This is a genomic window from Caulobacter sp. KR2-114 (genome assembly GCF_049446115.1).
Taxonomy (GTDB): Bacteria; Pseudomonadota; Alphaproteobacteria; order Caulobacterales; family Caulobacteraceae; genus Acaudatibacter.
The window spans coordinates 79,779-103,317 of record NZ_JBMSEC010000006.1 but is presented as its reverse complement, the minus strand read 5'-3'; the positions used below and the strand labels follow the sequence as shown (position 1 = coordinate 103,317).

22 protein-coding genes are annotated in these 23,539 nt (G+C 73.3%); 8 read left to right on the top strand and 14 right to left on the bottom strand.

Features of this window, described 5'->3' with window-relative positions:
• Positions 1-57 precede the first annotated feature (57 nt).
• Positions 58-1,254 carry an MFS transporter gene (locus ACO2Q3_RS20250; RefSeq protein WP_423309915.1) on the top strand — a complete coding sequence of 399 codons (1,197 nt, stop codon included), beginning with the start codon at positions 58-60 and terminating at the stop codon, positions 1,252-1,254.
• Here ACO2Q3_RS20250 and ACO2Q3_RS20245 read toward each other — a convergent pair.
• Positions 1,223-2,134 carry an alpha/beta fold hydrolase gene (locus ACO2Q3_RS20245; RefSeq protein ID WP_423309913.1) on the bottom strand — a complete coding sequence of 304 codons (912 nt, stop codon included), beginning with the start codon at positions 2,132-2,134 and terminating at the stop codon, positions 1,223-1,225. The genes ACO2Q3_RS20250 and ACO2Q3_RS20245 overlap by 32 nt on opposite strands.
• Before the next feature lie 102 nt (positions 2,135-2,236).
• Here ACO2Q3_RS20245 and ACO2Q3_RS20240 point away from each other — a divergent pair, with 102 nt between their 5' ends.
• Positions 2,237-2,557, top strand: a complete 321-nt coding sequence (locus ACO2Q3_RS20240; RefSeq protein WP_423309911.1) for a cupin domain-containing protein — start codon at positions 2,237-2,239, stop codon at positions 2,555-2,557.
• Here ACO2Q3_RS20240 and ACO2Q3_RS20235 read toward each other — a convergent pair.
• On the bottom strand, positions 2,554-2,937 hold the full coding sequence (locus tag ACO2Q3_RS20235; RefSeq protein ID WP_423309909.1) for a helix-turn-helix domain-containing protein: 384 nt from the start codon (positions 2,935-2,937) through the stop codon (positions 2,554-2,556). The genes ACO2Q3_RS20240 and ACO2Q3_RS20235 overlap by 4 nt on opposite strands.
• A gap of 52 nt (positions 2,938-2,989) precedes the next feature.
• On the opposite strand from ACO2Q3_RS20235, the gene ACO2Q3_RS20230 reads away from it, so the two are divergent.
• On the top strand, positions 2,990-3,433 hold the full coding sequence (locus ACO2Q3_RS20230; protein ID WP_423309907.1) for an SRPBCC domain-containing protein: 444 nt from the start codon (positions 2,990-2,992) through the stop codon (positions 3,431-3,433).
• Positions 3,434-3,521: 88 nt separating this feature from the next.
• Here the strand turns inward: ACO2Q3_RS20230 and ACO2Q3_RS20225 are convergent, their stop codons facing one another.
• Positions 3,522-4,823 (bottom strand): UdgX family uracil-DNA binding protein, encoded by a 1,302-nt coding sequence (locus ACO2Q3_RS20225; protein WP_423309905.1) that lies wholly within the window; start codon positions 4,821-4,823, stop codon positions 3,522-3,524.
• Positions 4,824-4,957: 134 nt separating this feature from the next.
• On the opposite strand from ACO2Q3_RS20225, the gene ACO2Q3_RS20220 reads away from it, so the two are divergent.
• Both ACO2Q3_RS20220 and ACO2Q3_RS20215 read left to right on the top strand, forming a co-directional pair.
• Positions 4,958-5,830, top strand: a complete 873-nt coding sequence (locus tag ACO2Q3_RS20220; RefSeq protein WP_423309903.1) for a transglutaminase family protein — start codon at positions 4,958-4,960, stop codon at positions 5,828-5,830.
• 38 nt (positions 5,831-5,868) lie between these two features.
• Positions 5,869-6,021, top strand: coding sequence for a hypothetical protein (locus ACO2Q3_RS20215; protein ID WP_423309901.1), 153 nt, complete (start codon positions 5,869-5,871; stop codon positions 6,019-6,021).
• 138 nt (positions 6,022-6,159) lie between these two features.
• Here the strand turns inward: ACO2Q3_RS20215 and ACO2Q3_RS20210 are convergent, their stop codons facing one another.
• From ACO2Q3_RS20210 to ACO2Q3_RS20165, 10 genes are all read right to left on the bottom strand, one after another.
• Positions 6,160-7,218 (bottom strand): Glu/Leu/Phe/Val dehydrogenase dimerization domain-containing protein, encoded by a 1,059-nt coding sequence (locus ACO2Q3_RS20210; RefSeq protein WP_423309899.1) that lies wholly within the window; start codon positions 7,216-7,218, stop codon positions 6,160-6,162.
• Positions 7,219-7,257: 39 nt separating this feature from the next.
• Entirely contained in the window at positions 7,258-8,319 is a 1,062-nt protein-coding gene (locus ACO2Q3_RS20205; protein WP_423309897.1) for an alpha/beta fold hydrolase, read from the bottom strand.
• Between the two features lie 2 nt (positions 8,320-8,321).
• A complete protein-coding gene (locus ACO2Q3_RS20200; protein WP_423309895.1) occupies positions 8,322-8,927 on the bottom strand; it encodes a uracil-DNA glycosylase family protein in 606 nt (201 codons plus the stop codon).
• Positions 8,920-9,231, bottom strand: coding sequence for a DUF3253 domain-containing protein (locus tag ACO2Q3_RS20195; RefSeq protein ID WP_423309893.1), 312 nt, complete (start codon positions 9,229-9,231; stop codon positions 8,920-8,922). The genes ACO2Q3_RS20200 and ACO2Q3_RS20195 overlap by 8 nt, the downstream gene beginning before the upstream one ends.
• A 32-nt stretch (positions 9,232-9,263) precedes the next feature.
• The gene (locus tag ACO2Q3_RS20190; protein WP_423309891.1) at positions 9,264-10,964 is read right to left on the bottom strand and encodes a hypothetical protein; all 1,701 of its coding nucleotides are present in this window, start codon (positions 10,962-10,964) and stop codon (positions 9,264-9,266) included.
• 194 nt (positions 10,965-11,158) lie between these two features.
• A complete protein-coding gene (locus tag ACO2Q3_RS20185; RefSeq protein WP_423309889.1) occupies positions 11,159-13,249 on the bottom strand; it encodes an ATP-dependent helicase in 2,091 nt (696 codons plus the stop codon).
• Positions 13,250-13,352: 103 nt separating this feature from the next.
• Positions 13,353-14,576 carry an acyl-CoA dehydrogenase family protein gene (locus ACO2Q3_RS20180; RefSeq protein WP_423309887.1) on the bottom strand — a complete coding sequence of 408 codons (1,224 nt, stop codon included), beginning with the start codon at positions 14,574-14,576 and terminating at the stop codon, positions 13,353-13,355.
• A gap of 4 nt (positions 14,577-14,580) precedes the next feature.
• The gene (locus ACO2Q3_RS20175) at positions 14,581-14,874 is read right to left on the bottom strand and encodes a putative quinol monooxygenase (RefSeq protein WP_423309885.1); all 294 of its coding nucleotides are present in this window, start codon (positions 14,872-14,874) and stop codon (positions 14,581-14,583) included.
• A gap of 272 nt (positions 14,875-15,146) precedes the next feature.
• Positions 15,147-15,416 carry a hypothetical protein gene (locus ACO2Q3_RS20170; protein WP_423309883.1) on the bottom strand — a complete coding sequence of 90 codons (270 nt, stop codon included), beginning with the start codon at positions 15,414-15,416 and terminating at the stop codon, positions 15,147-15,149.
• Positions 15,417-15,602: 186 nt separating this feature from the next.
• The gene (locus tag ACO2Q3_RS20165; protein WP_423309881.1) at positions 15,603-16,298 is read right to left on the bottom strand and encodes a TerB family tellurite resistance protein; all 696 of its coding nucleotides are present in this window, start codon (positions 16,296-16,298) and stop codon (positions 15,603-15,605) included.
• Positions 16,299-16,332: 34 nt separating this feature from the next.
• Between ACO2Q3_RS20165 and ACO2Q3_RS20160 the strand changes: the two genes are divergently transcribed.
• Positions 16,333-19,944: a hydantoinase B/oxoprolinase family protein gene (locus ACO2Q3_RS20160; RefSeq protein ID WP_423309879.1), complete on the top strand. Its 3,612-nt coding sequence runs from the start codon at positions 16,333-16,335 to the stop codon at positions 19,942-19,944.
• Positions 19,944-21,077, top strand: coding sequence for a hypothetical protein (locus ACO2Q3_RS20155; protein ID WP_423309877.1), 1,134 nt, complete (start codon positions 19,944-19,946; stop codon positions 21,075-21,077). Before ACO2Q3_RS20160 ends, ACO2Q3_RS20155 begins: the two co-directional genes overlap by 1 nt.
• A 195-nt stretch (positions 21,078-21,272) precedes the next feature.
• Here the strand turns inward: ACO2Q3_RS20155 and ACO2Q3_RS20150 are convergent, their stop codons facing one another.
• Complete coding sequence (locus ACO2Q3_RS20150; protein WP_423309875.1) at positions 21,273-23,075, bottom strand: aspartyl protease family protein; 1,803 nt, start codon at positions 23,073-23,075, stop codon at positions 21,273-21,275.
• Positions 23,076-23,223: 148 nt separating this feature from the next.
• On the opposite strand from ACO2Q3_RS20150, the gene ACO2Q3_RS20145 reads away from it, so the two are divergent.
• The gene (locus ACO2Q3_RS20145) at positions 23,224-23,535 is read left to right on the top strand and encodes a hypothetical protein (protein ID WP_423309873.1); all 312 of its coding nucleotides are present in this window, start codon (positions 23,224-23,226) and stop codon (positions 23,533-23,535) included.
• Positions 23,536-23,539: the final 4 nt, after the last annotated feature.

Here is a 23,539-nt window from a genome sequence, read left to right as displayed (position 1 = left end):
CATCCGGGCGGAACGCCGCAAGCCAGGACGATGAGCGGATCGGGCGTCTTCGGCGGCTTGAGCCCCTTCGGGGGCTTCCTGGCCAGGATCTACGCCTTCAAGGTGTTCGACGCCTGCGTGCTGATCGGGCCGCTGTACACGGTGATGTTCGTCGACGCCGGCCTGAAGCCGGTGGAGATCTCCATCATCCTGACCGCCTGGTCGGTGACCACCTTCATCCTGCAGGCTCCCTCGGGCCTGGTGGCCGACCGGGCGCCGCGCAAGTGGGTGCTGGCCTGCGCCCAGCTCGCCCGCGCGGTCGGCTTCGCCGCCTGGGCGCTGGACCCGCACTTCTGGGGCTATTTCGTCGGCCTGATCCTGTGGGGCGTGAAGAGCGCCTTCACCTCGGGCACCTTCGAGGCGATGGTCTACGACGAGCTGAAGGCGCTGGACCGCACCGGCGACTACCCGAAGGTGATCGGCCGGGCGCGGGCGGCGCAGGCGATCGGCACGCTGGCCGCCTCGCTCGGCGCGGCGGCGACCGTGGGCTTCGGCTACGGCGTCGCCCTGGCCGCCAGCGCCGTGGCCTGCGGCCTGTGCTTCCTGGCCAGCGCCGCCCTGCCGCCGGCGCCGCGCGCCCTGGAGGTGGAGGACCGCGGCTATCTGGAACACCTGCGCTCGGCGGTGGTCGAGGCGGGACGACAGCCGACCGTGCTGTCGATCCTGGCGTTCTCGGCGGTGGTGCTGGCGCTGGGCCAGTCGCTCAGCGAGTTCTGGCCGGTGTTCGGGGCCAAGACCGGGCTCGGCCGGCCGGTGATCGCCCTGTTCGTCGGCGGCCAGTCGCTGCTGGAAGCGCTGGCCAACACCCTGGCGCACCGGGTGTTCGCGCGCACCCGCCGCTGGTTCTACGCCGCGATGGCGCTGTGCGGCGCGATGCTGGCCACGGCGGCGGCGATCTTCCAGCCCTGGTGCATGGCGATCCTGATCGTCTACAGCGCCATCCTCAAGCTCACCGACACCGTGTTCGAGGGCCGCCTGCAGCAGACCGTCAGCTCCGGCAACCGGGCGACCGTGGGCTCGATGAAGACCCTGGCCGCCCAGATCGGCGCCTCCAGCCTCTACCTGACCTTCGGCCCGATCGCCCAGGCGATCGGCTACCGCACCGCCTTTCTGGCGTCGGGCGGGGCCGGCATCGTCTTCGGCCTGGCGTTCCTGGCGGGCCGGCGCCTGGCCGCGCGCCCGGTCAGGCGACCGCCCTTGGAGCCGGCGGGCTGACGGCCGAAGCCGGCGGCGCGCGCCGCCGCACGAAGTCCGCGAAGCCCTCGGCGAAGGCGTCCGGCTGTTCCAGGAAGGCGGCGTGGCCGCCGCGGAAGCTGGAAATCTCCGCCCCCGCCGTCTCCAGCGCCGCGCGGCAGCGGACCAGCGGCACGATCCGCTCCTGCGCCGCCCAGGCCGCCCACACCGGAACCTGCAGCCCGGCGAGCACGGCGCGGATGTCCGCCTGCGGCCGGCCGAAGCTCTCCCAGGCCTGACGGGCGACACCGGCCGTCGCCCGGCCCGCGGCGACGATCCGCCGGCGCTGCGCCGCCGCCGCGGGCTGCGGCAGCACCAGCCAGCGGTAGTAGGCCGAAAAGGCGAGGTCGAACCAGGCCGCACCGCGCTCGCCCGCGGCGAAGACCCCGGCCATGGCCGCGCAGGCCCGGCTCACCGACGGGTCGGCCGCCACCAGCCCGCCGGCGTCGCACAGCGCCAGGGCGCGCACCGGCCGCCCCTCGTCCCGGCTGGCCGCCGCCGCGTGGATCGCCGCCGCCCCGCCGATCGAGCAGCCCAGCAGGATCGGCGCGTCGAGGTCCAGCGCCCGCAGCACCCCCGCCAGCAGGGCGCCGTAGCGCGCAGCGGACGCCGGTTCGCGGTCCTGGCCCGAGCGGCCATGCCCCGGCCAGTCCAGGCGGATCACCTCGAAACGGTCCCGCACCCGCTCGGCAAAGGCGTCGAAGTCGCGCGCGCCGTGCTGGATGGCGCTGAGGCAGACCACCGGCGGGCCGGCGCCCTGCCGGTCATAGGCCAGGCGAACGCCGTCGACCTCGAGGGTGGGCGAGCCGGCGGGAACGCCCACGGCGGCGCGCAGGTCGGCAGGGGAAAGGGTGACGGTCATGGGGCGATCCTGTGATGACCGGACAGAAGTGATATTGATATCACCACTCGTCAAGCGCATTGTCGCCAGGTCCATTGCAAGCCCGAGGGGAGACAGGCGGCCATGACCCGGCCCTATGCGGTGAAGGCGGTGGAGGTGCTGGCCAGCGGGCCCGGCGTGCTGGTGCGCGCCTTCGTGTTCGCTCCTGGCGAGGCGACCCCCTGGCATCGGCATACCGCGGTGCGCGACCTGGCCATCTGCGTGACCGGCGCGATCACCGTGGAGACCCGGGACCCGCCCGCCGTCCGCGTGCTGGACCCCGGCGATCGCGCCGAGACCCCGGCCGGCGCGGCGCACCGGCTGGTCAACGCCGGCGGCGTCGACGCCCAGGTGCTGCTGATCCAGGACGGCGGGGCCTACGACTTCCGGGTCGAACCCGCCTAGGCTCTCTCGCCACCCTCGCCGCCCTCGCCGCCTTCGCCCTCGAGCTGCCGCTTCAGCCGCGCCAGGAAGCCCGCCGCCGGGGCGGCGTAGGCCGAGATCCAGCGCTCGTGGATGTCCTGGAAGGGGGCGGCGTTCAGGTAGTTCCAGCGCTGGCGGCCCTGGCGGTGGGCGATCAGCAGCTCGGCCCGCTCCAGCACGCCCAGGTGCTGCATCACCGTGCAGCGGTCGAGCTGGCCGGCGAAGTGGTCGCACAGGTCGCCGGTGGTGCGCGGCGCCGCTTTCAGCAGATCCAGCATCTCGCGCCGACGACGATCGGCCAGCGCCCTGAACACCAGGTCGTCCCGGTCGGCCGGTGTCGTCGGGGCGGGATCGCTTGACATGTTATGTTTCTATAACATATTGGGCCGGCTTTCAAGGGCAAGGATCCCCCCCATGGACGAGATGTACCGCGTGCAGCTGAAGATCCGCCGGCCGGCGGCGGAGGTGTTCGAGGCCGTGGTCAACCCGGCGAAGATCACCGGCTACTTCCTGGGCGAGGCCAGCGGCCCGCTGACGGCCGGCGCCGAGGTCACCTGGAAATTCCCGGAGTTCGAGTTCCGCATCCCGGTGATCGTGCGCGAGGTCGAACAGGACCGCCGCCTCGTCTTCGAATGGCCGGCAGCCGACGGCGGCGGCTACAACACCACCGTCGAGATGCTGTTCGTGCCGCTGGAGGACGGTGCCACCATGCTGCAGATCGCCGAGACCGGCTGGCGCGGCGGCGCGGCCGCCCTGCCCTTCTCGCACGGCAACGCCGGCGGCTGGATGTTCTTCATCGCCGCGCTGAAGGCCTACCTGGAATACGGCATCAACCTGCGCGCCGGCGGGGTGCGGTAAGAGGGGAAGAGAACCGAAGCCGCAACCCGACGTCTCTTCCCCCTCTGGGGGAAGTACCGCCGAAGGCGGGGATGGGGGCCCGCGCCGCTCACCGCGCCAGGCGCAGGTCCCCCGCCAGGGCGTGGAAGCTTTCGGTCCGCGCCCGCTCGTCGGGAAGGCCCAGCACGAACGCCGGATGGAAGCTGACCACCCCGGCGCCCTGCCCCAGGCGGTGCAGCCGGCCGCGGCTGGAGACCACGGGCATCGGCCGGCCGAACACCGCCAGCGCCGCCGCCCCGCCCAGGGCGACCACCACCCGCGGCCGCACCAGCCGCCGCTCGGCGTCCAGCCACAGGCGGCAGGCGTCCACCTCCCGCCCCGTCGGCCCGCGCGGCGCCCGGCGCTCGCCCTCCAGCCGGTGCTTGAAGTGGCGCACCGCGTTGGTCAGGTAGACGTCCGCCCGGTTCAGCCCGGCCTCGGCCAGGGCCCGGTCCAGCAGCGCCCCCGCCGGACCGACGAAGGGGCGGCCGGCCTGGTCGTCGGCATCGCCCGGCTGGTCGCCCACCAGCATCACCGCCGCCCCCGCCGGCCCTTCCCCGCCCACCCCCTGGCAGGCGCCGCGCCACAGGTCGCACCGGCGGCAGGCGGCGATGCCGCCCAGCACCTGGCCCAGGGTCTCCGGTCCCGGATGGTCCCAGGGCGCGTCGCGGCTGGCGCGCAGGGCCGCCTTCATGTCGCGCGACGAGACCACGGGCGGCGTGGGCGCGTGGAAGTGGCTGGCGCAGCGCCTGCGCCAGAAGTCGTCCAGCGCCGCAGCCGGCGGATCGGCGCCCAGCGGCGCGCCAGGCCCGAACGCCAGCGCCCGGGTGTCCCAGTGCAGGCTGGCCTCCGGGGTCAGCACCGTGAAGGCCTGGCCGGCAAAGCGCGCCGCCAGCGCCGGCCCGGCCAGCGCCGCCACCCGGTGCGCCGGCGCGTGCCAGCCGATCGACACCCCCTGGGCGCCGGCGACCGGCCGCAGGCGGACCTCGTCGACCATCCGCGCCGCGGCGGCGCGCACCGCCTCGGCCAGGCGACGGGCCTGCATCAGGTCGGGGTCGCGCCGGTCGGTCATCAGCCGCGGCTCGCGCTCCAGGCGCCACAGCAGCCGGTACAGCAGGGCGAACCGCTCCGGCCAGCGGTGCAGCATCACCTCCGCCGCCAGCTCGCCGAACGCGCGCGGCACGGCGAAACTGCCCACGGGGGCCGGCGGCGCCTCGCCCGACGGACGGTTCTGGGGGAAGGCCTTGTCCACCTCCGAGCCCTTTACCGTCCAGGCCACCTGCCGCGGATTCACCCCCGCCACCCGCAGCGCCCGGGCCGCGGCGCGCCAGCCGTCGTAGTCGGTCTCGGTGGAAAGGCGGATCAGCCTCATCTCGGTGGCCCAGGGGTGTCAGCCGCAGAGTCCTAATGTTCTCTTTTTGTTCCGTCGAGTCGGCGCCGACCCGCGCGTGCGCTCACGCCGGTCGCGCAACCGGAACTCGCCCCGGACGGCGACGTTAAGCGGCCATGTCCCGCCTGATCATCCGCCACGAGACGCGGTACGACTACGAGCGCCCCGTGCGCTTTGGCCTGCACCGCCTCCTGGTGCGCCCGCGCGACAGCCACGCCATCCGCATCGGCGCGGCCACCCTGACCCTCTCGCCGCCCGGCGAGACCCGCTGGGCCTACGACGCCCTGGGCAACTGCGTGTGCTGGTTTTCGCCGCAGGGCGAGGCGCGGCGCCTGACCATCCTGTCGGAGCTGGAGATCGAGCGCTTCCCCGCCCCGCTGGCGGCGCTGCCGATCCACGATCCGAAGAGCGCCAGCCCGGTGGACTACGACCTGACCGACCGCGCGGTGCTGGCGCCGTTCATGGCCCCCGCCGACGAGGACGTGGAGGGGCTGATGCCCTGGCTGCGCGGCCAGGCCGGCCTGGTGGGCGGCACGGCGCTGGAATTCCTGCTGCGCCTGACCTGGAGCATCCACGAGCAGTTCGAGTACATCGCCCGCTGGGAGGAGGGGGTGCAGTCGCCGGCGCGCACCCTGGCCACGGGCTCGGGCACCTGCCGCGACTTCGCCTGGCTGATGGTCGAGGGCCTGCGCCGGCTGGGCTACGCCGCCCGCTTCGTCACCGGCTATCTGCACTCGCCCGGCGCCGCGGTGCGCGGCGCCGGCGCCACCCACGCCTGGTGCGAGGTGTTCCTGCCGGAGCTCGGCTGGACCGAGTTCGATCCCACCAACGGGCTGGCGGAATCCTCCAGCCTGATCCCCGTGGCGGTCAGCCGCACGCCGGCCGAGGCCGCGCCGATCTCGGGCGCCATCTTCGGCGATCCGGGACGCTGCGACCTGACCGTTGACGTGGACGTGAGCGCCGCCCCGCCGGTTTTCGTCGCCGCCTAAGCCCTTAAGCGTTAAGAAGAAAGTACAGGGAGTAAGACATGCCTACCGGCTTCCAGCAGCAGCAACCGGTGCGCAACAACGGCTTCTTCAAGCCAGCGGCCACGCCCCAGCACGGCGCCCCCGCCGACCCCAAGACCGCCGCCGTCCGCGCCATCGAACCGCGCACCTTCGAGCTCAAGCCACAGCACTAGCGGCGCGCGGCGGCCCCCTCCACCCCCTTCGCGGGTCCCCCTCCCCCAAGGGGGGAGGAGAACGGTTCTCTTCCCCCTCTGGGGGAAGTACCGGCGAAGCCGGGGATGGGGGGCTCCAGCGGAGAACCGGAGACGCCGCTAGCGCGCCGCGGCGATCCGCTCGCGGGCGATTTCGTTGGCGATGACGTCGGTGGGGCGCCGTTCACGGATCGAGCGGTCCAGCACCTCGCCAAGGGTGGCGGTCATGCGGTCCAGTTTCATCGCCACCCAGTCGGGGTCGTAGGCCCCGCCGCTGGCCAGGGCGCGGATTTCCGCGGCGATGTTGATGATGCCGCCGCCGTTCAGCACGAAGTCCGGCGCATACACCGCGCCGCGGTCGAAGATCGCCCGCCCGGTCTCGGCGTCGGCCAGCTGGTTGTTGGCGGCGCCGGCGATGATCCGGGCCCTGATCCGCGGCAGGGTCTCGCGCGAGATCGCCCCGCCCAGGGCGCAGGGCGCGAACACCTCGGCGTCGGTGTCGAATATGGCGTGCGGCGGAACCGCCTTGCCGCCGGTGCGCGCGGCGACGGCGCGGGCGGTCTTCTCGTCCAGGTCGGTGACGATCAGCTTCGCCCCGGCCCCCGCCAGGAGGTCGGCCAGCCGCGCGCCCACGTGGCCCAGGCCCTGGATGGCCACCGTCACCCCCGACAGCGAGCGGTTCAGGGTCTTCTGCACCGTCAGTTCGATGCCGCGCTTGACCCCCTCCGCCGTCACCGGGCTGGGATCGCCCGACGCCGCCGGCGTGCCGGTCAGGCCGGCCATGTAGCGGGTGCGCCGCGCCGCGTGGGCCAGGTCTTCCGGGGTCACGCCGACGTCCTCGGCGCCCCAGTAGCTGCCGCCCAGGCTCTCCACCGCCGCGCCGAAGGCCTCGAACAGCGCCGGACTCTTGGCCACGCCGGCCCGGCCCATGATCACCGCCTTGCCGCCGCCCAGCTCCAGGTCGCAGACCGCGTTCTTGTAGGACATGGCGCGCGACAGCTTCAGGGCGTCGTCGATGGCTGCCTGTTCGCCGGGGTAGGTCCACAGCCGGGCCCCGCCCGTGGCCGGTCCGCGGGCCGTGGAATGGATGGCGATGAAGCAGCGCAGGCCGCTCCTGGCGTCGTGGAAGGCGTGCAGCGCCTCGTGGCCCTCGAAGGCCGGCGACTCGAAAAAGCTCATGCAGCCCCTGGTGGACGCGCGTTTCCCTGGCCCCCGGCTCTACGGCGCCGGGGGGGCCGCCACAAGGTCACCCGGGGGCAAGGCGGCCTGGCGGACGGCCGTGTTCGGCGCCGTCGGCGCGCCGGGGATGGTCGGCGCCCCCGAGGGCAGCGGCGCGTTCGGATCGCGCAGGAAGGCGGCGATGTCGCCCCACACCGTCTCGGCCTGGCGGTCCACCAGCAGCAGGTGCCAGCCTTGGGCATAGAAGGCCGAGCGGTTGCCGGGCGCCAGCCGCGCCGCGGCCTGGTAGGTGGCGCCCTTGGGGATGATCTGGTCGTGGTCGCCGTACAGCCACAGCGTCGGCCCCTTCACCTGGCCGGTCTCCTTCCAGGCGTGCTGCATGGTCGAGACCAGGCCGTACAGGGTGTCGGACCGCGCGCCCCAGACCATCAGCGGGTCGCGGCCCATGGCGATCAGCTCCTCGCGGTTGTCGCTGGGCGAGATGTGCTGGGTGACGAACCCCGGCGGGTTGAACACCTTCGACGGGGCCAGATGGTCGGCCAGCCACAGGGCGCTCTTGTAGGGCAGCGGCAGGTTCGACCAGCCCCACACCGCCGGGGCGATCAGCACCGCCCGGTCCGCCGCCGCCGGGCGGTCCGAGGCCATGGTCTCGATCACCACCGAGCCGCCCAGGCTCTCGCCGGCCACGGCGATCACCGCATGCGGATACTGCCGGCGCACCAGGGCGGTCAGGGTGCGCAGGTCCTCGGTCATCAGCCCGTCCCCGGCCCAGATCCCGCGCTGCGGCGAGCGGCCGAAGCCGCGCTGGTCATAGGCGATGGTGGTGATGCCGCGCTTGGCCCACCACGGCCCGGCCAGATGGAAGGCGTTGGCGTAGTCGTTCATGCCGTGCACGCCGACGATCACCGCCCAGGGCTCGCCCTCGGCGTCCCAGCGGCTGACCCCCAGGCGCGCGCCGTCGAAAGAGACGAACTCGGTCCCGGCCAGGCGCGGCCCCTGGAAGGTCAGGTCCGGCCGGCCGGCGTGCTGCAGGGTGGGCGCACACGCCGCCAGCGACAGGGCCGCCAGCAGGGCCATGACCAGACAGGAAAGCCCGCGCACGCTCATCGCCCCAGCATATCGGCGACGCGGGCGCGCAAATAGGGCGTCACCTCGGCTTCGAACCACGGATTGCGCTTCAGCCAGCCGGTGTTGCGCCACGACGGATGCGGCAGCGGGATCATGCCGGGCCCGTAGTCGCGCCAGGCCCGCACGGTCTCGGTCATCGGCCCGCGGGCCTTGTCGCCCAGCGCCCAGGCCTGGGCGTACGAGCCCACCAGCAGGGTCAGCTCGACCTTCGGCAGGGCCGCCAGCAGTCGCCGTCGCCACAGGGCGGCGCAGCGGGTCGGCGGCGGATAGTCGCCGCCCTTCGGCGCCGTGCCGGGATAGCAGAAGGCCATCGCCGCCACGCCGATCTGCGGCGCCCCATAGAAGGTGTCCCAGTCCACCCCCATCCAGCTGCGCAGCCGGTCGCCCGAGGGATCGGTGAACGGCAGGCCGCTCTCGTGCACCCGCCGGCCGGGGGCCTGGCCGCAGATCAGGATGCGGGTCTGGCCCGAGACCATCACCACCGGCCGCGGGTCGTGCGGCAGCTCGCCGGCGCAGGCGCGGCAGGCGCGGATGTCGGCCAGGATCCCCTCGAGCGCCCCCGCCGAAGCGCCGTCAGCCATCGTCTTGCGGCAGCCCGTCCAGGTCGTCGGCCTCGTCCTCCCCGCCCGGGATCACGTCGTCCGGCAGCGGCAGGCGCAGGCGGTAGACGCCCTTGAATCGTCCCGGATCGGCGGGCTTGCCGTGGCGGGTGATCACCAGCCTGCCGGCGCGGGCCAGGCCCACGGCGGTGGCGCGCACCTGCGGCAGCAGCCGGCGCCAGCCCTCGGCGTCCACCGCCTTGGCGACGTCCTCCGGCGAGACCGACTTGCCCGGCGCCAGGGGCGCCAGCTTCTGGAACAGCACATCTTCGATCGGCGAGGCCATGGCCTTTTCCTACCCCGTCGCGGACACGCGCACTAGGGCCGCACCAGGCTCCAGGGCTGCGGCTGGCGCATGTCCAGCAGGCACAGGCCGTGCAGGTCGTGCCGCTCGCCGTAGGCCCGCACCCGCGCCGGATAGTCGGGCCGGCTGGGGTCGGCGAAGTTCCAGTCCGGCGGGTTGAAGGTCGAAAAGCCGTTCACCGTCGGCATGCGCCACAGCTCCGACAGCAGCATGGCGTCGACGTTGTGCGGATAGAGGGCGTTGGTCTTGGGGTTGGCGTAGACGCCCTCGGTGGCGCTGGCCTTGGCCACCGAGAACACCTTGCACGCCGCCGGCGGGGCCGGGATCGCCCTGATCTGCGCCAGCTCGACGGTGCGCGACAGGTTGGCGGGCGACTCGAAGTTGACGTTCTCGACCAGCAGCAGGGTCGCGAGGCCCGCCGCCAGCCACGGCTGCGCCTGGCGCAGCCGCGCCCAGCGGTCGGCGTAGTGGGCGAACACCAGCACCAGCACCGGCAGGGTCAGGAAGATCTGGTAGCGCACCACGGTGCGCAGCCCCCTCGCCCCCGGGGCGAACCAGTAGATCAGCCGCCAGGGCGAGACCGGCCCGAACTGGAGGGTCAGCGCCCAGGTCACCAGGATGGTCCAGGCGAGCGCCTTCAGCAGGGGCCGAGAGGCCGCGCGCGGGGTCTTCAGCAGCTGGCGCAGGGCCACCGCCAGCAGGGCGAACTGCAGCAGCGGCAGGCCGCTCTCGTGCTCGCCCAGCGAGTACTTGTGCTTGATCACGGCGCCCAGGCCGCGGGCGATCCAGCCCCAGAAGATGTTGCCCGGCCCTGAGTTCACCGGGTCGTAGATCATCGTCAGGTACTGCTGGGCGTCGTTGAACGGGTGCGCCCCGGTCTCCGCCACCTTGGGCAGGTAGACCATCAGGAACGGGATGCAGGCCACGGCGAACACCGCCGCCGGGGCGATCAGCATCGGCGCGGCCCGCCTGGCCAGGCCCAGCATGGCGCGCGGGTTCAGCTGACCCGTCTCGCGCAGCCAGAACAGCAGGAAGAAGCCAGCGAAATAGGCCGAGAACCAGGCGAAATAGTAGGCGGTGATCAGCCAGGCGGCCATCAGCACCGCCGCGGCGACGCCCCACAGGCTGGCCGCGAGCCGCCGGCCGGCCGCGCCCGCCTGCCAGCCCCGGCAGACCAGGATCGCCATCAGCGGCGTCAGCGCCAGCGTCTCCAGCTGGGCGTGGCCGATCTGCAGTCCCAGGCTGTTGGCGATCGAGAACAGCACCGCCGCCAGCAGCGCCCGGTCGAACGACCACGCCAGCGGCCCGCGGAACAGGGCGAAGGCGGAGAAGAAGCCGATGGTCTTGAAGACGACGGCGTTGACCGTGTCGGAGATGAACGGGTCGAACACCGTCCGCGCCAGGCTGTAGACGACGCCGTACAGGAAGTAGCCGTCGTTGTAGCCGAGCCCGTCGCCCCACGGATGGAAGAACAGCGGCGCGCGCCAGTCCTCGGTCCCCTGGAAGACGTTGCGCCAGTGTTCCAGGAGGGCGATCTCGATCACCCCGTCGCCGCGGTCGGAATACCCCAGGTCGAAGCCGCTCAGCAGGATGTAGCGCAGGCAGAAGACCATCGCCCCCGCCCAGGCCAGCGCCACCAGCAGCGCCCGCGCCGGCGCCAGCGCGCGCGCGGGCGTCCGCGCGCCGCCCGTCTCGAGCGCGACCTCAGCTACCATGGCCGGCCCGAGCGGACGGGCGGGTTGGTCCAGACCATGCAATCCCCCAGCGTGAGCGGCCGCCGCGGCGGCCGGTCCCATTCCCCGAACTCCTGGCCCGCCGACTACAGCCCCGGCGGCGCCTTGGCCAAGGAAATTCGCCGCGCCGATCGCCGCGGCGCGGGCTGCTCAGCCGCGCAGCGGGGACGTCCGGCTCAGCGCCACATCGTCTTCAGCTTGGCGCCCACGTCGACGCGCGGCGCGGCGCTGGCCGGCGCCGCGGGCCCCGCCTGCCCGGCCGGCGGCCAGCTCACCGTCTCGAACAGGTCCAGCAGGCTGCGGGGGATGAAGCGGGTGCGCTGGGCGTAGACGTGGCGGTCGCCCATCCGCGGCTGGCCGTGCACGTAGAACCGCTGCGGCAGCATCAGGTGCAGGTCGTCCTTGGCCCGGGTCATGGCCACGTACAGCAGCCGCCGCTCCTCCTCCAGCTCCGCGCTCTGGCCGGTCCCCAGGTCCGAGGGCATGCACCCGTCCACCGCGTTGAGCACGAACACCGACGACCATTCCTGGCCCTTGGCCGAGTGGATGGTCGACAGGATCAGATAGTCCTCGTCCAGCAGCGGAACCCCCGCCTGGTCCGAGGTGGCGTCCGGCGGGTCCAGCGTCAGGTCGGTCAGGAACCGCTCGCGCGTGGCATAGCCGGCGGCGATCTGCTCCAGCTGCATCAGGTCGCCCAGGCGCACCTCAGCGTCCTCGTGGAGGCGGTCCAGGTGCGGGGCGTACCACTGGCGCACCCGCTCCAGCTCCGCCGGCCAGCCCAGCTCGCGGCCGGCCAGGTCGGCGATCAGTCCCAGGAAGCCGTCCCAGTCGCCGCCGGTGCGGGCGGGCGCCGGGGCGTCGGGCATCGCCGCCAGCGGGCTGGGCGCCGCGCCGATGTGGTCCATCACCCGCTGCGCCGAGGCCGGGCCCACGCCGGGCAGCAGCTGCATCACGCGAAAGCCCACCACCCGGTCGCGCGGGTTCTCGGCGAACCGCAGCACCGCCAGCAGGTCCTTCACATGCGCGGCGTCCAGGAACTTCAGCCCGCCGAACTTGACGAACGGGATGTTGCGCCGGGTCAGCTCCAGCTCCAGGGCGGCGCTGTGGCTGGAGGTGCGGAACAGCACCGCCTGCTGCTTCAGCGCCGTGCCCGCCTCGCGCCGCTCCAGCACCTGTTCGACGATATAGCGCGCCTGGTCGGTCTCGCTGCGCACGGTCACCAGCCGCGGCGGGCCGTCGGCCGCGCGGTCGGTCCACAGGGTCTTGGCGAAGCGCTCGGGCGCCAGGTCGATCACCGCGTTGGCGGCGCTCAGGATCGGCTGGGTCGAGCGGTAGTTCTGGTCCAGTGTCAGCACCCGGGCCGGCGGCGTGAAGTGCGCCGGAAACTCCAGGATGTTGCGCACCGTGGCCGCGCGGAAGCCGTAGATCGACTGGGCGTCGTCGCCGACCACGGTCAGGCCGCGGCCGTCGGGCTTCAGGGCCAGCAGGATCGACGCCTGCAGCCGGTTGGTGTCCTGGTACTCGTCCACCAGCACGTGGTCGAACCGCGCGCCGATCTCCGCGGCGATCGCCGGCTCGGCCATCGCCTGGGCCCAGTAGAGCAGCAGGTCGTCGTAATCGAGCACGGTCTGCGCCTGCTTGGCCTCCACATAGGCGCCGAACAGGGCGCGCAGCTCGTCCGCCCACGTCGCACACCAGGGGAAGGCCGCGTGCAGCACGTCCTCCAGCGCCGTCTGGCTGTTCACGCAGCGCGAATAGATCGCCAGGCAGGTGGCCTTGGCGGGAAAGCGGCTGTCCAGCTTCGAATAGCCCAGCTCGTGCCGGATCAGGTTGATCAGGTCGGCGGAATCCTCGCGGTCGTGGATGGTGAAGCGGGGGTCCAGGCCGATCTGGTCGGCGATCTCGCGCAGCAGCCGCGCCCCGACGCCGTGGAAGGTGCCGGCCCATTCCATCGCGTCGGTCAGCACCGCCGCCTTGTCGCCCAGCACCTTGCGCCCGATCCGCTCCACCCGCCGCGCCATCTCGCCGGCCGCCCGGCGCGAGAAGGTCATCAGCAGGATGCGCCGCGGGTCCGCCCCGCCGACGATCAGGTGCGCCACCCGGTGCGCCAGGGTGTTGGTCTTGCCCGACCCCGCCCCCGCGATCACCAGCAACGGCCCCGCCGCCGCCGCGCCGCCGCCGGCCGCCCTGTCCGCCCCCACCTCCGTCCCATGCTCGACGGCCCGCCGCTGGTTCGGATTGAGGGCGTCGAGATACGCGGCGGACATGGGTTGCGACTCAGAGACCGGCGGAAGCCCCGACGATCTCAGTTTCGCGTTTTGTTCGCAATCGGCGGCGTGGGCTCAGGGCGGGGTTCGCGGAGCGCGCCCCTCAGATCCCCAAGATCATCTTCGCCATGATGTTGTGCTGGATCTCGTTGGAGCCGGCGTAGATCGAGGTCTTGCGGTAGTTGAAGTACATCGGCGCGGCCGGGGCCGCGTAGTCGGGGCCGGGGCGGGGTTCGTTGAGCTGGCCGCGCAGGTGGGCCCAGGTGTCCTGGACGAAGGGCGCGCCATAGACACCGACGGCCTCCAGGGCCAGTTCGGTGATCTGCTGCTGGGCCTGGGAGCCCTCCAGCTTCAGCATCGAGGACGCCGGACCCATGGCCTCGCCGGTGGTGCGGCCGGCGAACAGCTTCAGTTCGGTGGCGTTCAGGGTGGCGACCTTGATCTCCATCTCCGCCAGCTTGCGGCGGAAGTCGCGGTCGCGGATCAGAGGTTCTCCGCCATCGGCGGTTTCAGAGGCGGCGATCTTGCGCACCTTGTCGAGCTGGTGGGTCAGGCCGGGCGCATAGGCGTTGCCGCGCTCGAACTGCAGCAAGTACTTGGCGTAGGTCCAGCCCTGGCCCTCGTCGCCGATGCGGTTGGCGACCGGCACGCGCACGTCCTCGAAGAAGACCTGGTTGATCTCCTGTTCGCCGTCCACCGGCCCGTCGAGGGTCGGCAGCGGGCGGATGGTGATGCCGGGGGTGTCCATGCGCAGCAGCAGGAAGGAGATGCCCTTCTGCGGCTTGTCCTCCTGGCTGGTGCGCACCAGGCAGAACATCCAGTCGGCCCACTGGGCGTAGGTGGTCCAGATCTTCGAGCCGTTCAGCACATAGTGATCGCCGTCACGCTCGGCCTTCATCGACAGGCTGGCCAGGTCCGACCCCGAGCCCGGCTCGGAATAGCCCTGGCACCACCAGACGTCGCTGGAGAGGATCTTGGGCAGGTGCTCGGCCTTCTGCTCCGGGCTGCCGAACGCCATGATCACCGGGGCGCACATGCGCAGGCCCATGTTGCTGGTCGACGGGGCCCCGGCCAGGGCCATCTCCATGTTGAAGATGAACTTCTGGCCGTCGCTCCAGCCCGTGCCGCCGTACTCGACCGGCCAGTCCGGGGCGATCCAGCCCTTGTCGCCCAGTCGCTTCAGCCACCGGATCTGCGCCTCGCGGTTCATGTGACCGTTCTTGGACTGGTCCATGAGCGCCCGCATCTCGTCGTCGTAGGCCTGCGCGATAAACGCCCGCACCTCGTCGCGAAAGGCCAGATCCTGGGGGCTGAAGTCGAGGTCCATGGGATCAGTCCACGCTGTCCAGGAATTCCAGGTCCGGCCGGCCGGCCAGGCACGCGCCCATCTTCGGCGACAGCGCCTTGAAGTGCTCGCTGGCGCCATGCGCGCCCAGCGCTTCCTGGTCCTGGTAGATCTCCAGCACCTTGTAGGTGTTGGCGTCGGTGCGGCTCTTGGTCAGCTGGTAGAGCAGGTTGCCCGGCTCGTTGGCCCGCACCAGCGGAGCCAGCTCCCTGAACACCGCTTCCAGTTCCGGGCCCTTGCCGTCCTGCACCTTGAGGGTGGCCACCAAGCCGATCGTCATGCGTATCGCTCCCAACGCCTGTTTGAATGGCGATGTTAGGAGCCTGACCCAGCGTAGAGCAAGGGCGGAAAGCGGTCGTGTGAACGCCTGGCCGAACGGCGCGGCCCCTCACCTTCCCAATCGCTGCGCGATCGGGCCCCTCCCTCTCCCTCAAGGGAGAGGTGTGACCCTCTGCGCCGCGACGATCTGACTTTCCTCTCCCTGCAGGGAGAGGAAGGGGCCCGCGGCGCTTGCGCAGCAAGCGGTGTGGGAAGGTGAGGGGCCGCGCGGGCCTAGCGCCGGCCGTCCCAGCCGTAGGCGACCCAGGAGTGGCCGCCGATGTTGCGCGCCTCGATCAGGTCGGAGGCCTTGTCGGCGCGCACCGTGCGGCGGGCGCGCAGCGCCATGCCGGCCACCGCCAGCAGCGCCGTGGCCATGATGGCGATCACCACCATGGTCGCCGCGAAGAACACCGCGAGCACCGCGCCGATCGCCGCGGCCGTCAGCCACGCCACGCCGCCGAGCAGCCAAGCCACGCCCCGCGAGGGCGACCAGCCTGCCATCCTGTTTCCTCGCGTCAGCCTTTGCATGGCCTTCCTCGCTGCCGCGGCGCCCCGCGGAAAGTCCAATACTTCATCCCGGCCCGGCGGATCGTCAACCAAGCGGGCCGCAGAATCTGGCCTGGCGCCGCATTCGGTCGCGCTTTGCGGCGCAATCCTTCAAGCGGCCCGTGGCCGGTCTGCAGCGGTTCAAGCGGCGCTGGACCCCGAAAGTTCCCGCCGCTCGCGCATCACCTCGGAGAAGGCGGCGTTGATCGCCGCGGACTTGGCCTCGGCCACCTCGATGAACTCGGCCGGCAGGCCGCGGGCCCGGGCGCGGTCGGGGTGGGCGGCCGACAGGGCGGCGCGCCAGGCGGCGCGCAGCTCGGCGTCGGCGATGTCCGGCGCGACGCCGAGCACCACATACGGGTCGTTGGCCGAGACCCCCAGGTGGGTGGCCTTCAGCCGGCGGAAGGTCAGCGCCGAGAGGCCGAACAGGTCGCCCACCCGCGCCAGGTAGTCCAGCTCGTCGCCGGTGACCACGCCGTCGGCCTTGGCGATGTGGAACAGGCCGTCCAGCACGTCCTCCAGCAGCTGCGGGCAGGCGCCGTAGCGCTTGGCCAGCCGGCGGGCGTAGCTCTCGAAGCCGTGCGTGGTCTGCCGCGCCAGGTCGTACAGCCGCCGCACGTTCGGCTGCGAGGCGGCGTCCGACTGGAACACCTCGGAAAAGGCCGCGAACTCGTCGCCGGTGGCCGAGCCGTCGGCCTTGGCCAGCTTGGCGCCCAGCGCCGTGACCGCGGTGGAAAACGCGGGATCCTCGCCCGGCAGTCCGGCGGGACAGTCGGGACACTCGGCCCCATCGACGCGACGCGCCGCGAGACTTGCTATGTTGCGCCAGAAGGTCATGGATCGAAGACTATTCTAGAGTGCGGGCCGCCGGATGACAAACCCTTACGCCACTACGGATCAGTGGCGATTCTGGATCGATCGGGGCGGCACTTTCACCGACGTGATCGGTTATTCGCCACAGGGCGAGGCGCGCACCCTGAAGATGCTGTCGGCCTCGCCGCTGTACGCCGACGCGGCCGTCGCCGGCATGCGCCGCCTGCTGGGCGCGGCCGAGGGCGCGCCGTTCCCCGCCGAGCGGGTCGCGGCGATCAAAATGGGCACCACGGTGGCCACCAACGCCCTGCTGGAGCGCAAGGGCGCCAGGACCCTGCTGGTCACCACCGCCGGCTTCGCCGACGCGCTCGCGATCGGCGACCAGTCGCGGCCGGAGCTGTTCGCCCTTCAGATCCGCCGCCCGGAGCCGCTGTACGCCGGCGTCGTCGAGGCCGACGAGCGGCTGGACGCCCAGGGCGGCGTGGTGCGGCCGCTGGACGAGGCGGCGCTGGCGGCGGCCCTGGCGGCGGCGCGGGCCGACGGTTTCGAGAGCGTGGCGATCGCCTTCCTGCACGCCGACCTCGATCCCGCGCACGAACAGCGCGCCGGCGCGCTGGCGCAGGCGGCCGGCTTCGCCTTCGTCGCCCTGGGCAGCGACGTCTCCCCCCTGCCCCGCTTCCTGCCCCGCGCCGAGACCACGGTCGCCGACGCCTACCTGACCCCGGTGCTGCGGGCCTACGTCGACCAGGTGGCCGCCGCGACGGCGGGGGCGCCGCTGTACTTCATGACCTCCGGCGGCGGCCTGGTGCGGGCGCAGGCGTTCCGCGGGCGCGACGCGGTGCTGTCGGGGCCGGCCGGCGGGGTGGTGGGGGTGGACCAGACCGCCCGCGCGGCCGGCGTGGCCCAGGCGCTGGGCTTCGACATGGGCGGCACCTCCACCGACGTCTGCCGCGTGGCCGAGAGCATCGCCCGGCGGCCGGAGCTGAAGGTGGCTGGCGCGCGGCTGCGCAGCAACGCCCTGGACGTCGACACCGTGGCCGCCGGCGGCGGCTCGATCCTGCACTTCGACGGCCTGCGCGCCCGGGTCGGCCCGGCCAGCGCCGGCGCCGATCCCGGCCCGGCCGCCTATGGCCGCGGCGGCCCCGCCACCGTCACCGACGCCAACCTGGTCGCCGGCCGGATCGATCCGGCCTGGTTCCCGGCGATCTTCGGCCCCGCGGGCGACCAGCCGCTGGACGCCGCCGCGGCCCGCGCGCGGCTGGCCGAGCTGGCGACCGCCATGGGCGCCCCCTCGCCGGAAGCGGCCGCCGAGGGCTTCCTGGCCGTCGCCGTGGAGGAGACCGCCGCGGCCGTGCGGCGCATCTCCACCGAGCGCGGCTACGACCCGCGCGACCACGCCCTGGTGGCGTTCGGCGGGGCGGCGGGACAGATCGCCTGCCAGGTGGCCGACGCCCTGGGCATCGACGAGGTGCTGTGCCCCCGCTACGCCAGCCTGCTGTCGGCCTGGGGCATCGGCCAGGCGCGGATGCGCGCCCTGCGCCAGGCGGGGCTCGACGCGCCGCTGGACGAGGCGGGCCTCGCCCGCGCGGCGGCGGTGGCGCAGGCGCTGGAAGCCCAGGCGCAGGCGGACCTCGCCGCCCAGGGCGCGGCGGTGGGCCCGGCCCAGCGGCGGCTGCTGCTGTCGTACGACGGGGCCGACGCCGCCCTGCCGGTCCCGGCGGGCGGTCTGGCCGAGGCCCGCGCCGCCTTCGAGGCCGCGCACCGGCGGCTGTTCGGCTTCACCGAGCCTGCCCGTGCGGTGCTGATCGCCAGCGTCGAGGTGGAGGCCATCGAGGCCGGCGACGAGGCGCCGACGCTAGGCGCGGCGGGGCCGGACGCGCCCGCCGGAGCGCCCGCCCCGGCGGGTGCGGTGGTGCAGGCCGACGCCCTGGCCGGCGCCGTGGACGGCCCGCGCCTCATCGTGCGCGGCGACACCCAGATCTGGCTGGCCGAGGGCTGGCGCGCCGCGCCCGGCGACGACGGGCTGGTGCGCCTGACCCGCAGCGCCCCCCGCGCCGCAGCGGCGCTGTCGGCCGACGCGCCGGACCCGATCACCCTGGCGCTGTTCAACCGCCGCTTCATGGGGGTGGCCGAGGCCATGGGCGCGGCCCTGGAGCGCACCGCCCACTCGGTGAACATCAAGGAGCGGCTGGACTTCTCCTGCGCCCTGTTCGACGCGGACGGCGGCCTGGTGGCCAACGCCCCGCACATGCCGGTGCACCTGGGCAGCATGGGCGCCAGCGTCCGCGCCGTGCGTGCGCGCCACCCGCGGCTTGCCCCCGGCGAGGCCTTCGCCCTGAACAATCCCTACGCCGGCGGCACCCACCTGCCGGACATCACTGTGGTCATGCCGGTCTTCGCGGACGGCCCGGTTGCGGCGGACGCCGAGCCGGCCTTCTTCGTCGCCGCCCGCGGCCACCATGCCGACGTCGGCGGCGTGCAGCCCGGCTCGATGCCGCCGTTCAGCCGCAGCATCGACGAGGAAGGCGTGCTGCTGGACGCCCTGCCGGTGATGCGCGGCGGGACCTTCCTGGAGGCCGACGTGCGGGCCGCCCTGGGCGCCGGTCGCTGGCCGGCGCGGGCGCCGGACCGCAACCTGGCCGACCTGAAGGCCCAGATCGCCGCCTGCCAGGCGGGCGGCGAGGCGGTGATGGGCATGATCCGCGCCTGGGGGGCGCCGGCGGTGGCGCGCTACATGGGCTTCGTCCAGGCCAACGCCGCGGCCTGCGTGCGCCGGGCCGTGCAAGCGCTGACCGACGGCAGCGCGGTGCAGCCCATGGACGGGGGCGGCGAGATCCGGGTGCGCGTGACTGTGGCGCCCGATGAGGGCCGCGCCCGGCTCGATTTCACCGGAACCAGCGCCCAGCTGCCCAGCAACTTCAACGCCCCCGCCGCCATCGTCGACGCCGCGGCCCTCTATGTGTTCCGCACCCTGGTGGACGACGACATCCCGCTGAACGGCGGCTGCCTGGAGCCGCTGGAGGTGATCGCGCCCGAGGGCTCGATGCTCAACCCGCGCCCGCCCGCGGCGGTGGTGGCCGGCAACGTCGAGACCAGCCAGCACGTGGTCGACGCCCTCTATGCGGCGCTGGGGGTGATGGCCAATTCGCAGGGGTCGATGAACAACTTCACCTTCGGCGACGAGACCCGACAGTACTACGAGACCCTGTGCGGCGGCGTGGGCGCGACCGCCCAGGCGCCGGGCGCCAGCGCCGTCCACAGCCACATGACCAATTCGCGCCTCACCGACCCGGAGATTCTGGAACGCCGCTTTCCGGTGCGCGTTGAGAGCTTCCACGTGCGTCGGGGTTCCGGGGGCGCCGGCCTGCACGCCGGCGGCGACGGGGCGGTCCGCCGCATCCGCTTTCTCGCCCCCCTGGAGGCCGCCCTGCTCTCGACCCGACGCCAGACCGCCCCCCAGGGCCTTGCCGGCGGGCGCCCTGGTCTTGCCGGAATCCAGCGTTTGATCAGGGCTGGCGGCGCGGTAGAGGAGCTGGCGGGCTGCTTCTCGGTGACCGTCGCGCCCGGCGACGTCATCGAGATCGAGACGCCGGGGGGCGGCGGCTATGGTCCGCCGGCCCGGGCGCCGGCAACGCAGGAAGCGCCTTCGGGCGGGAGTGACAGACATTGATGCGTAGCAAGCAACCGGCCCGCGCCGCCCTGGCCCCGATGGCCGCCCTTGTGCTGGGCCTGGCGCTGGCCACCGGGTCGGCCGCCCAGACCGGCGGCGCGGCGGCGGCGGACCAGGCCCAGGGCGAGCCCCTGCCGCCCGGCGCGCCCACCGACCCCTACGAGCTGACCGGCTGGTGCTACGGCGCCCTGGCCGAGTACCTGCAGATCTACGACCAGGTGAAGCCTGACCTGGTGGCCATCGACAAGCTGTTCGGCTCGCCGGTGAAGGAGGCCGAGCCCTACCAGTCCGACGTCAAGGTGTACCGCGAGGAGCTGAAGATCTTCGGCGAGGCCATCGTCGCCACCGAGAAGGCCAGCCCGCGGGTGATCTCGGGCCGCGGCGCGGCGGCGATCCGCGCCGGCCAGGGCATCTGGCAGCAGGCGGAGACCCACACCCGCCGCGAACTGGCGCGCGCCTGGCTGTCCTGGGGCATGCCGGACGCCTGCGACAGCAACGCCCGCAAGCTGCTGGCCAGCTCGACGCTGCTGGGCAAGGCGCTGAAGTTCAACCAGGGCCACGCCGCCAACGACGGCCCCTCGACGCCGCCGCCCGCCGGGGTGACCGGGAGCGGCGACAGCGCGGCGCCGGGCGCCGGCGGCTCGGACGGCGGCGGCGCCCTGGTGCTGGCCCCGATCGCTCCGGTGGTGACCCACGACGCCGCCGCGACGGCCGCGCCGCCCCCGCCCCCCGCCATGGCCGGCGCCACCCGGCTGCCCGACCTTCCGGACGCCTCGCCGCCCCCGGCCGCCGCGGTCCCCACCGCCGGCGCCGACCAGGCCGCGGCCACGCCGCCCGCGCAGGCCCCGGCCCCCGCGCAGAGCCCGCCCCTCGCGCAGAGCCCCGCCCCGGTGATGGCCGCCGCCGCGCCGCCCAGCCGGGTGATCGCCGATACGCCGGCCGCCGCGCCGTCGGTCCAGGCGAGCGCGGAGCCGCCCGCCGCGGAGCCCGGCATGCCGGCGCCGCCGGCCGAGACCGCGGCGGCCGCCCCGCTGCCGGCGAGCGCACCCACGCCCCGCCCGCCCGCGCCCGCCACCCGCGCCGCCCTGGCCCCCGCGCCGACGGCGGACGACCCGCAGGAACCGGTGCTCTGAACGGCCACGGCGGAACCCCTCACCTTCCCAAGCCCGACGCTGCCGCGTCGACCTCGGGCCCCTCCCTCTCCCTGCGGGAGAGGTGAACCGAACTCTGCCGATCGCCCCTGAAAATCACCTCTCCCACAGGGAGAGGGAGGGGCCCACGCGGCTTGCGCGAGCAAGGCGTGTGGGAGGGTGAGGGGTTCAGGCCCCTCAGTGCGTGGCCGCGGCCCCCGTCGACGGGACGTCGATGCCGAAGCGCTTGATCTGGTCTTCCAGGTGCGGGCGAAGCTTGAGCGCCGCGGCGATGTCGGCGTCGCCCTCGGCCTTCAGGCCCTTGTGCTGGCGCGCGACGCCTCGGCCATACAATGACCAGGCATTGTCCGGACGCTGCGCCAGGGCGGTGTCGTAGTCGGCGATGGCCTTGTCCCACTGCCCCATACGCAGCCGCACCAGGCCGCGGCTGTCGAGCACGGCGGGCGCCTTGGCCATGTGGCCGAGGGCGGCGTTGCAGTCGGCCAGGGCCTTGTCCAGCTCGCGGCCCAGCACGGCGCGCGCCCAGCAGCGGTTGTTCAGCGCCTCGCCCTGTCGCGCGTCGTCGCGATGGCTGTCGATCCATAGGTCCAGCTGGGGGATGGCGGCCTCGTAGGCGCCGATCGCCCCATAGGCGCCGGCGATCTTCAGCCGAATGTCGGCATTCGTCGCCGACCCCGAGGCCGCCGCCGCAAGGTCCGCCCGCGCGCCCGCCTCGTCGCGCGAGAGCGCCTTGAACTCGGCGCGCACCAGCAGGGCGTCGACGTCGCCGGGCTTCAGCTTCAGCACCGTGTCCAGGTCGCTCATCGCCAGCAGCGGCTGGCGATTGCCCAGGTGCGCCATGGCCCGCTGGTAGAAGTACCGCGGCTCGCCGGGGGCCAGCTTGCAGGCCTGGTCGAAGTCGGCCAGCGCCAGGTCGTAGGCGCGCCGGGCGGCGAAGGCCGCGCCGCGGCGGCTGAAGCCCTCGGCGTCGGTGGGGTCCTTTTCGGTGGTGGCGACGGTCGGCGCATCCCTGGCCGGGGCGTCGCCGGCGATCTCGCGCATGCGCGCCGGTTCGGCCAGGTTGAACACCGGCCCGCCGTTGTAGGTGAACACCATGCGGTGCTGGGCCTTCGACACCCAGACCCGGTGCGACAGGAAGAAGTCCGCCCCCACCAGCATGTCTGCGTCGGCGAGCTCCAGATCCCCCACCTGCACGCGCGTGTTGTGGATCTCCTCATCGCCGACCTTGAGGTCGGCGATCGGCGCGACCCACGTGCGCAGCATCTTGTGGCCGATGCCGTAGGACCAGCCGGCCGCCTTGACGTCGGCGCTGTCGGTCCTGATCCCGGCGCGTGCGGCCGCGCGCACCGTCAGGACGGTGGCCCCTGCGCCGGTGTCGAACATCGCCCGCATGCGCACACCGTTGACCCACACCTCGCCGAAGGTGTGCGGCGCTATGGGCGTCGGCCATTCGATCCGCAGCGTCGAGATCGGCTTCGGCCCGGCCCAGTAGGCCAGCAGGCGATCGCCGCAGTCGACCGGCTTCATCAGCCGGATGGCGCCGCCGGCGAGGTCGTACTCGGTGTCCGCCAGCCCCAGCACGTTCTGGCCCATCAGGCCGACGCCGCCGACCTCCCCGCCGCCCACCAGGAATTCCACATTGGACACGTTTACCCCGGCCAGGGTGAAGGTCTTCACCGTTGTCAGGTGGACATCGGTCTCGCCGCCCGCGCCGCGCAGCGTGGCGAACGGCGCCGGTTCCAGCTTCAGGCCCAGGTCGTGCGCCGCGCCGGGGCTCAACAGGCTGTAGAAGGCGCCGCTGTCGGCCACGAACTGGACGTCGTGGCCATTGATCCGGGCCGAGACCAGCGGCCCGTTCGGCGACATCGTCACCGGAAGTTCGGCGATCTGGTCGACGTGGCACTTGGCCTGCGCCGCCCCGCCCGCCAGCGCCAGGCCTGTCGCCAGCACCGCCGCCGACCTTCGAAACGTCCTGCGCATACCCCCCGCCCCGCTCCCTGCAATCGCGCATTCAAGCCACGCGCAATTTTCAAGCGTATTTCACACAACCGCGCGCCTTCGGGGAGCCGGGACGACGCAAACGGCGTTAAGCTGCACGGGAGGGCTCGGCGGGCGAAGGAAGCGTCGCATGCGCATCGACCTGAAGCCCGTCTGCCTGGCGGCGGTCCTGGCCCTCGGCCTGGGCGGCCCGGCGCTCGCCGCGCCCACCTGCCAGGATCGCGCCGGCGACACCATCCGCTGCGGCGCGCCGGGCGCCATGCCGGTGGGCTGGACCTTGCCGGACAGCGAACGCGCCGCCCAGCCCGACGACCCGGCCCCGCCCGCTCGGATCGTCGGCGCGGTGACGCTGGTGCTGTGCCTGTTCGCCCTGATCGCGCTGATGCCGCCGTTCGACGGCCGGCGCGACGCCGACTGGGGCGGCGGCGACGGCGACGACTGACGCC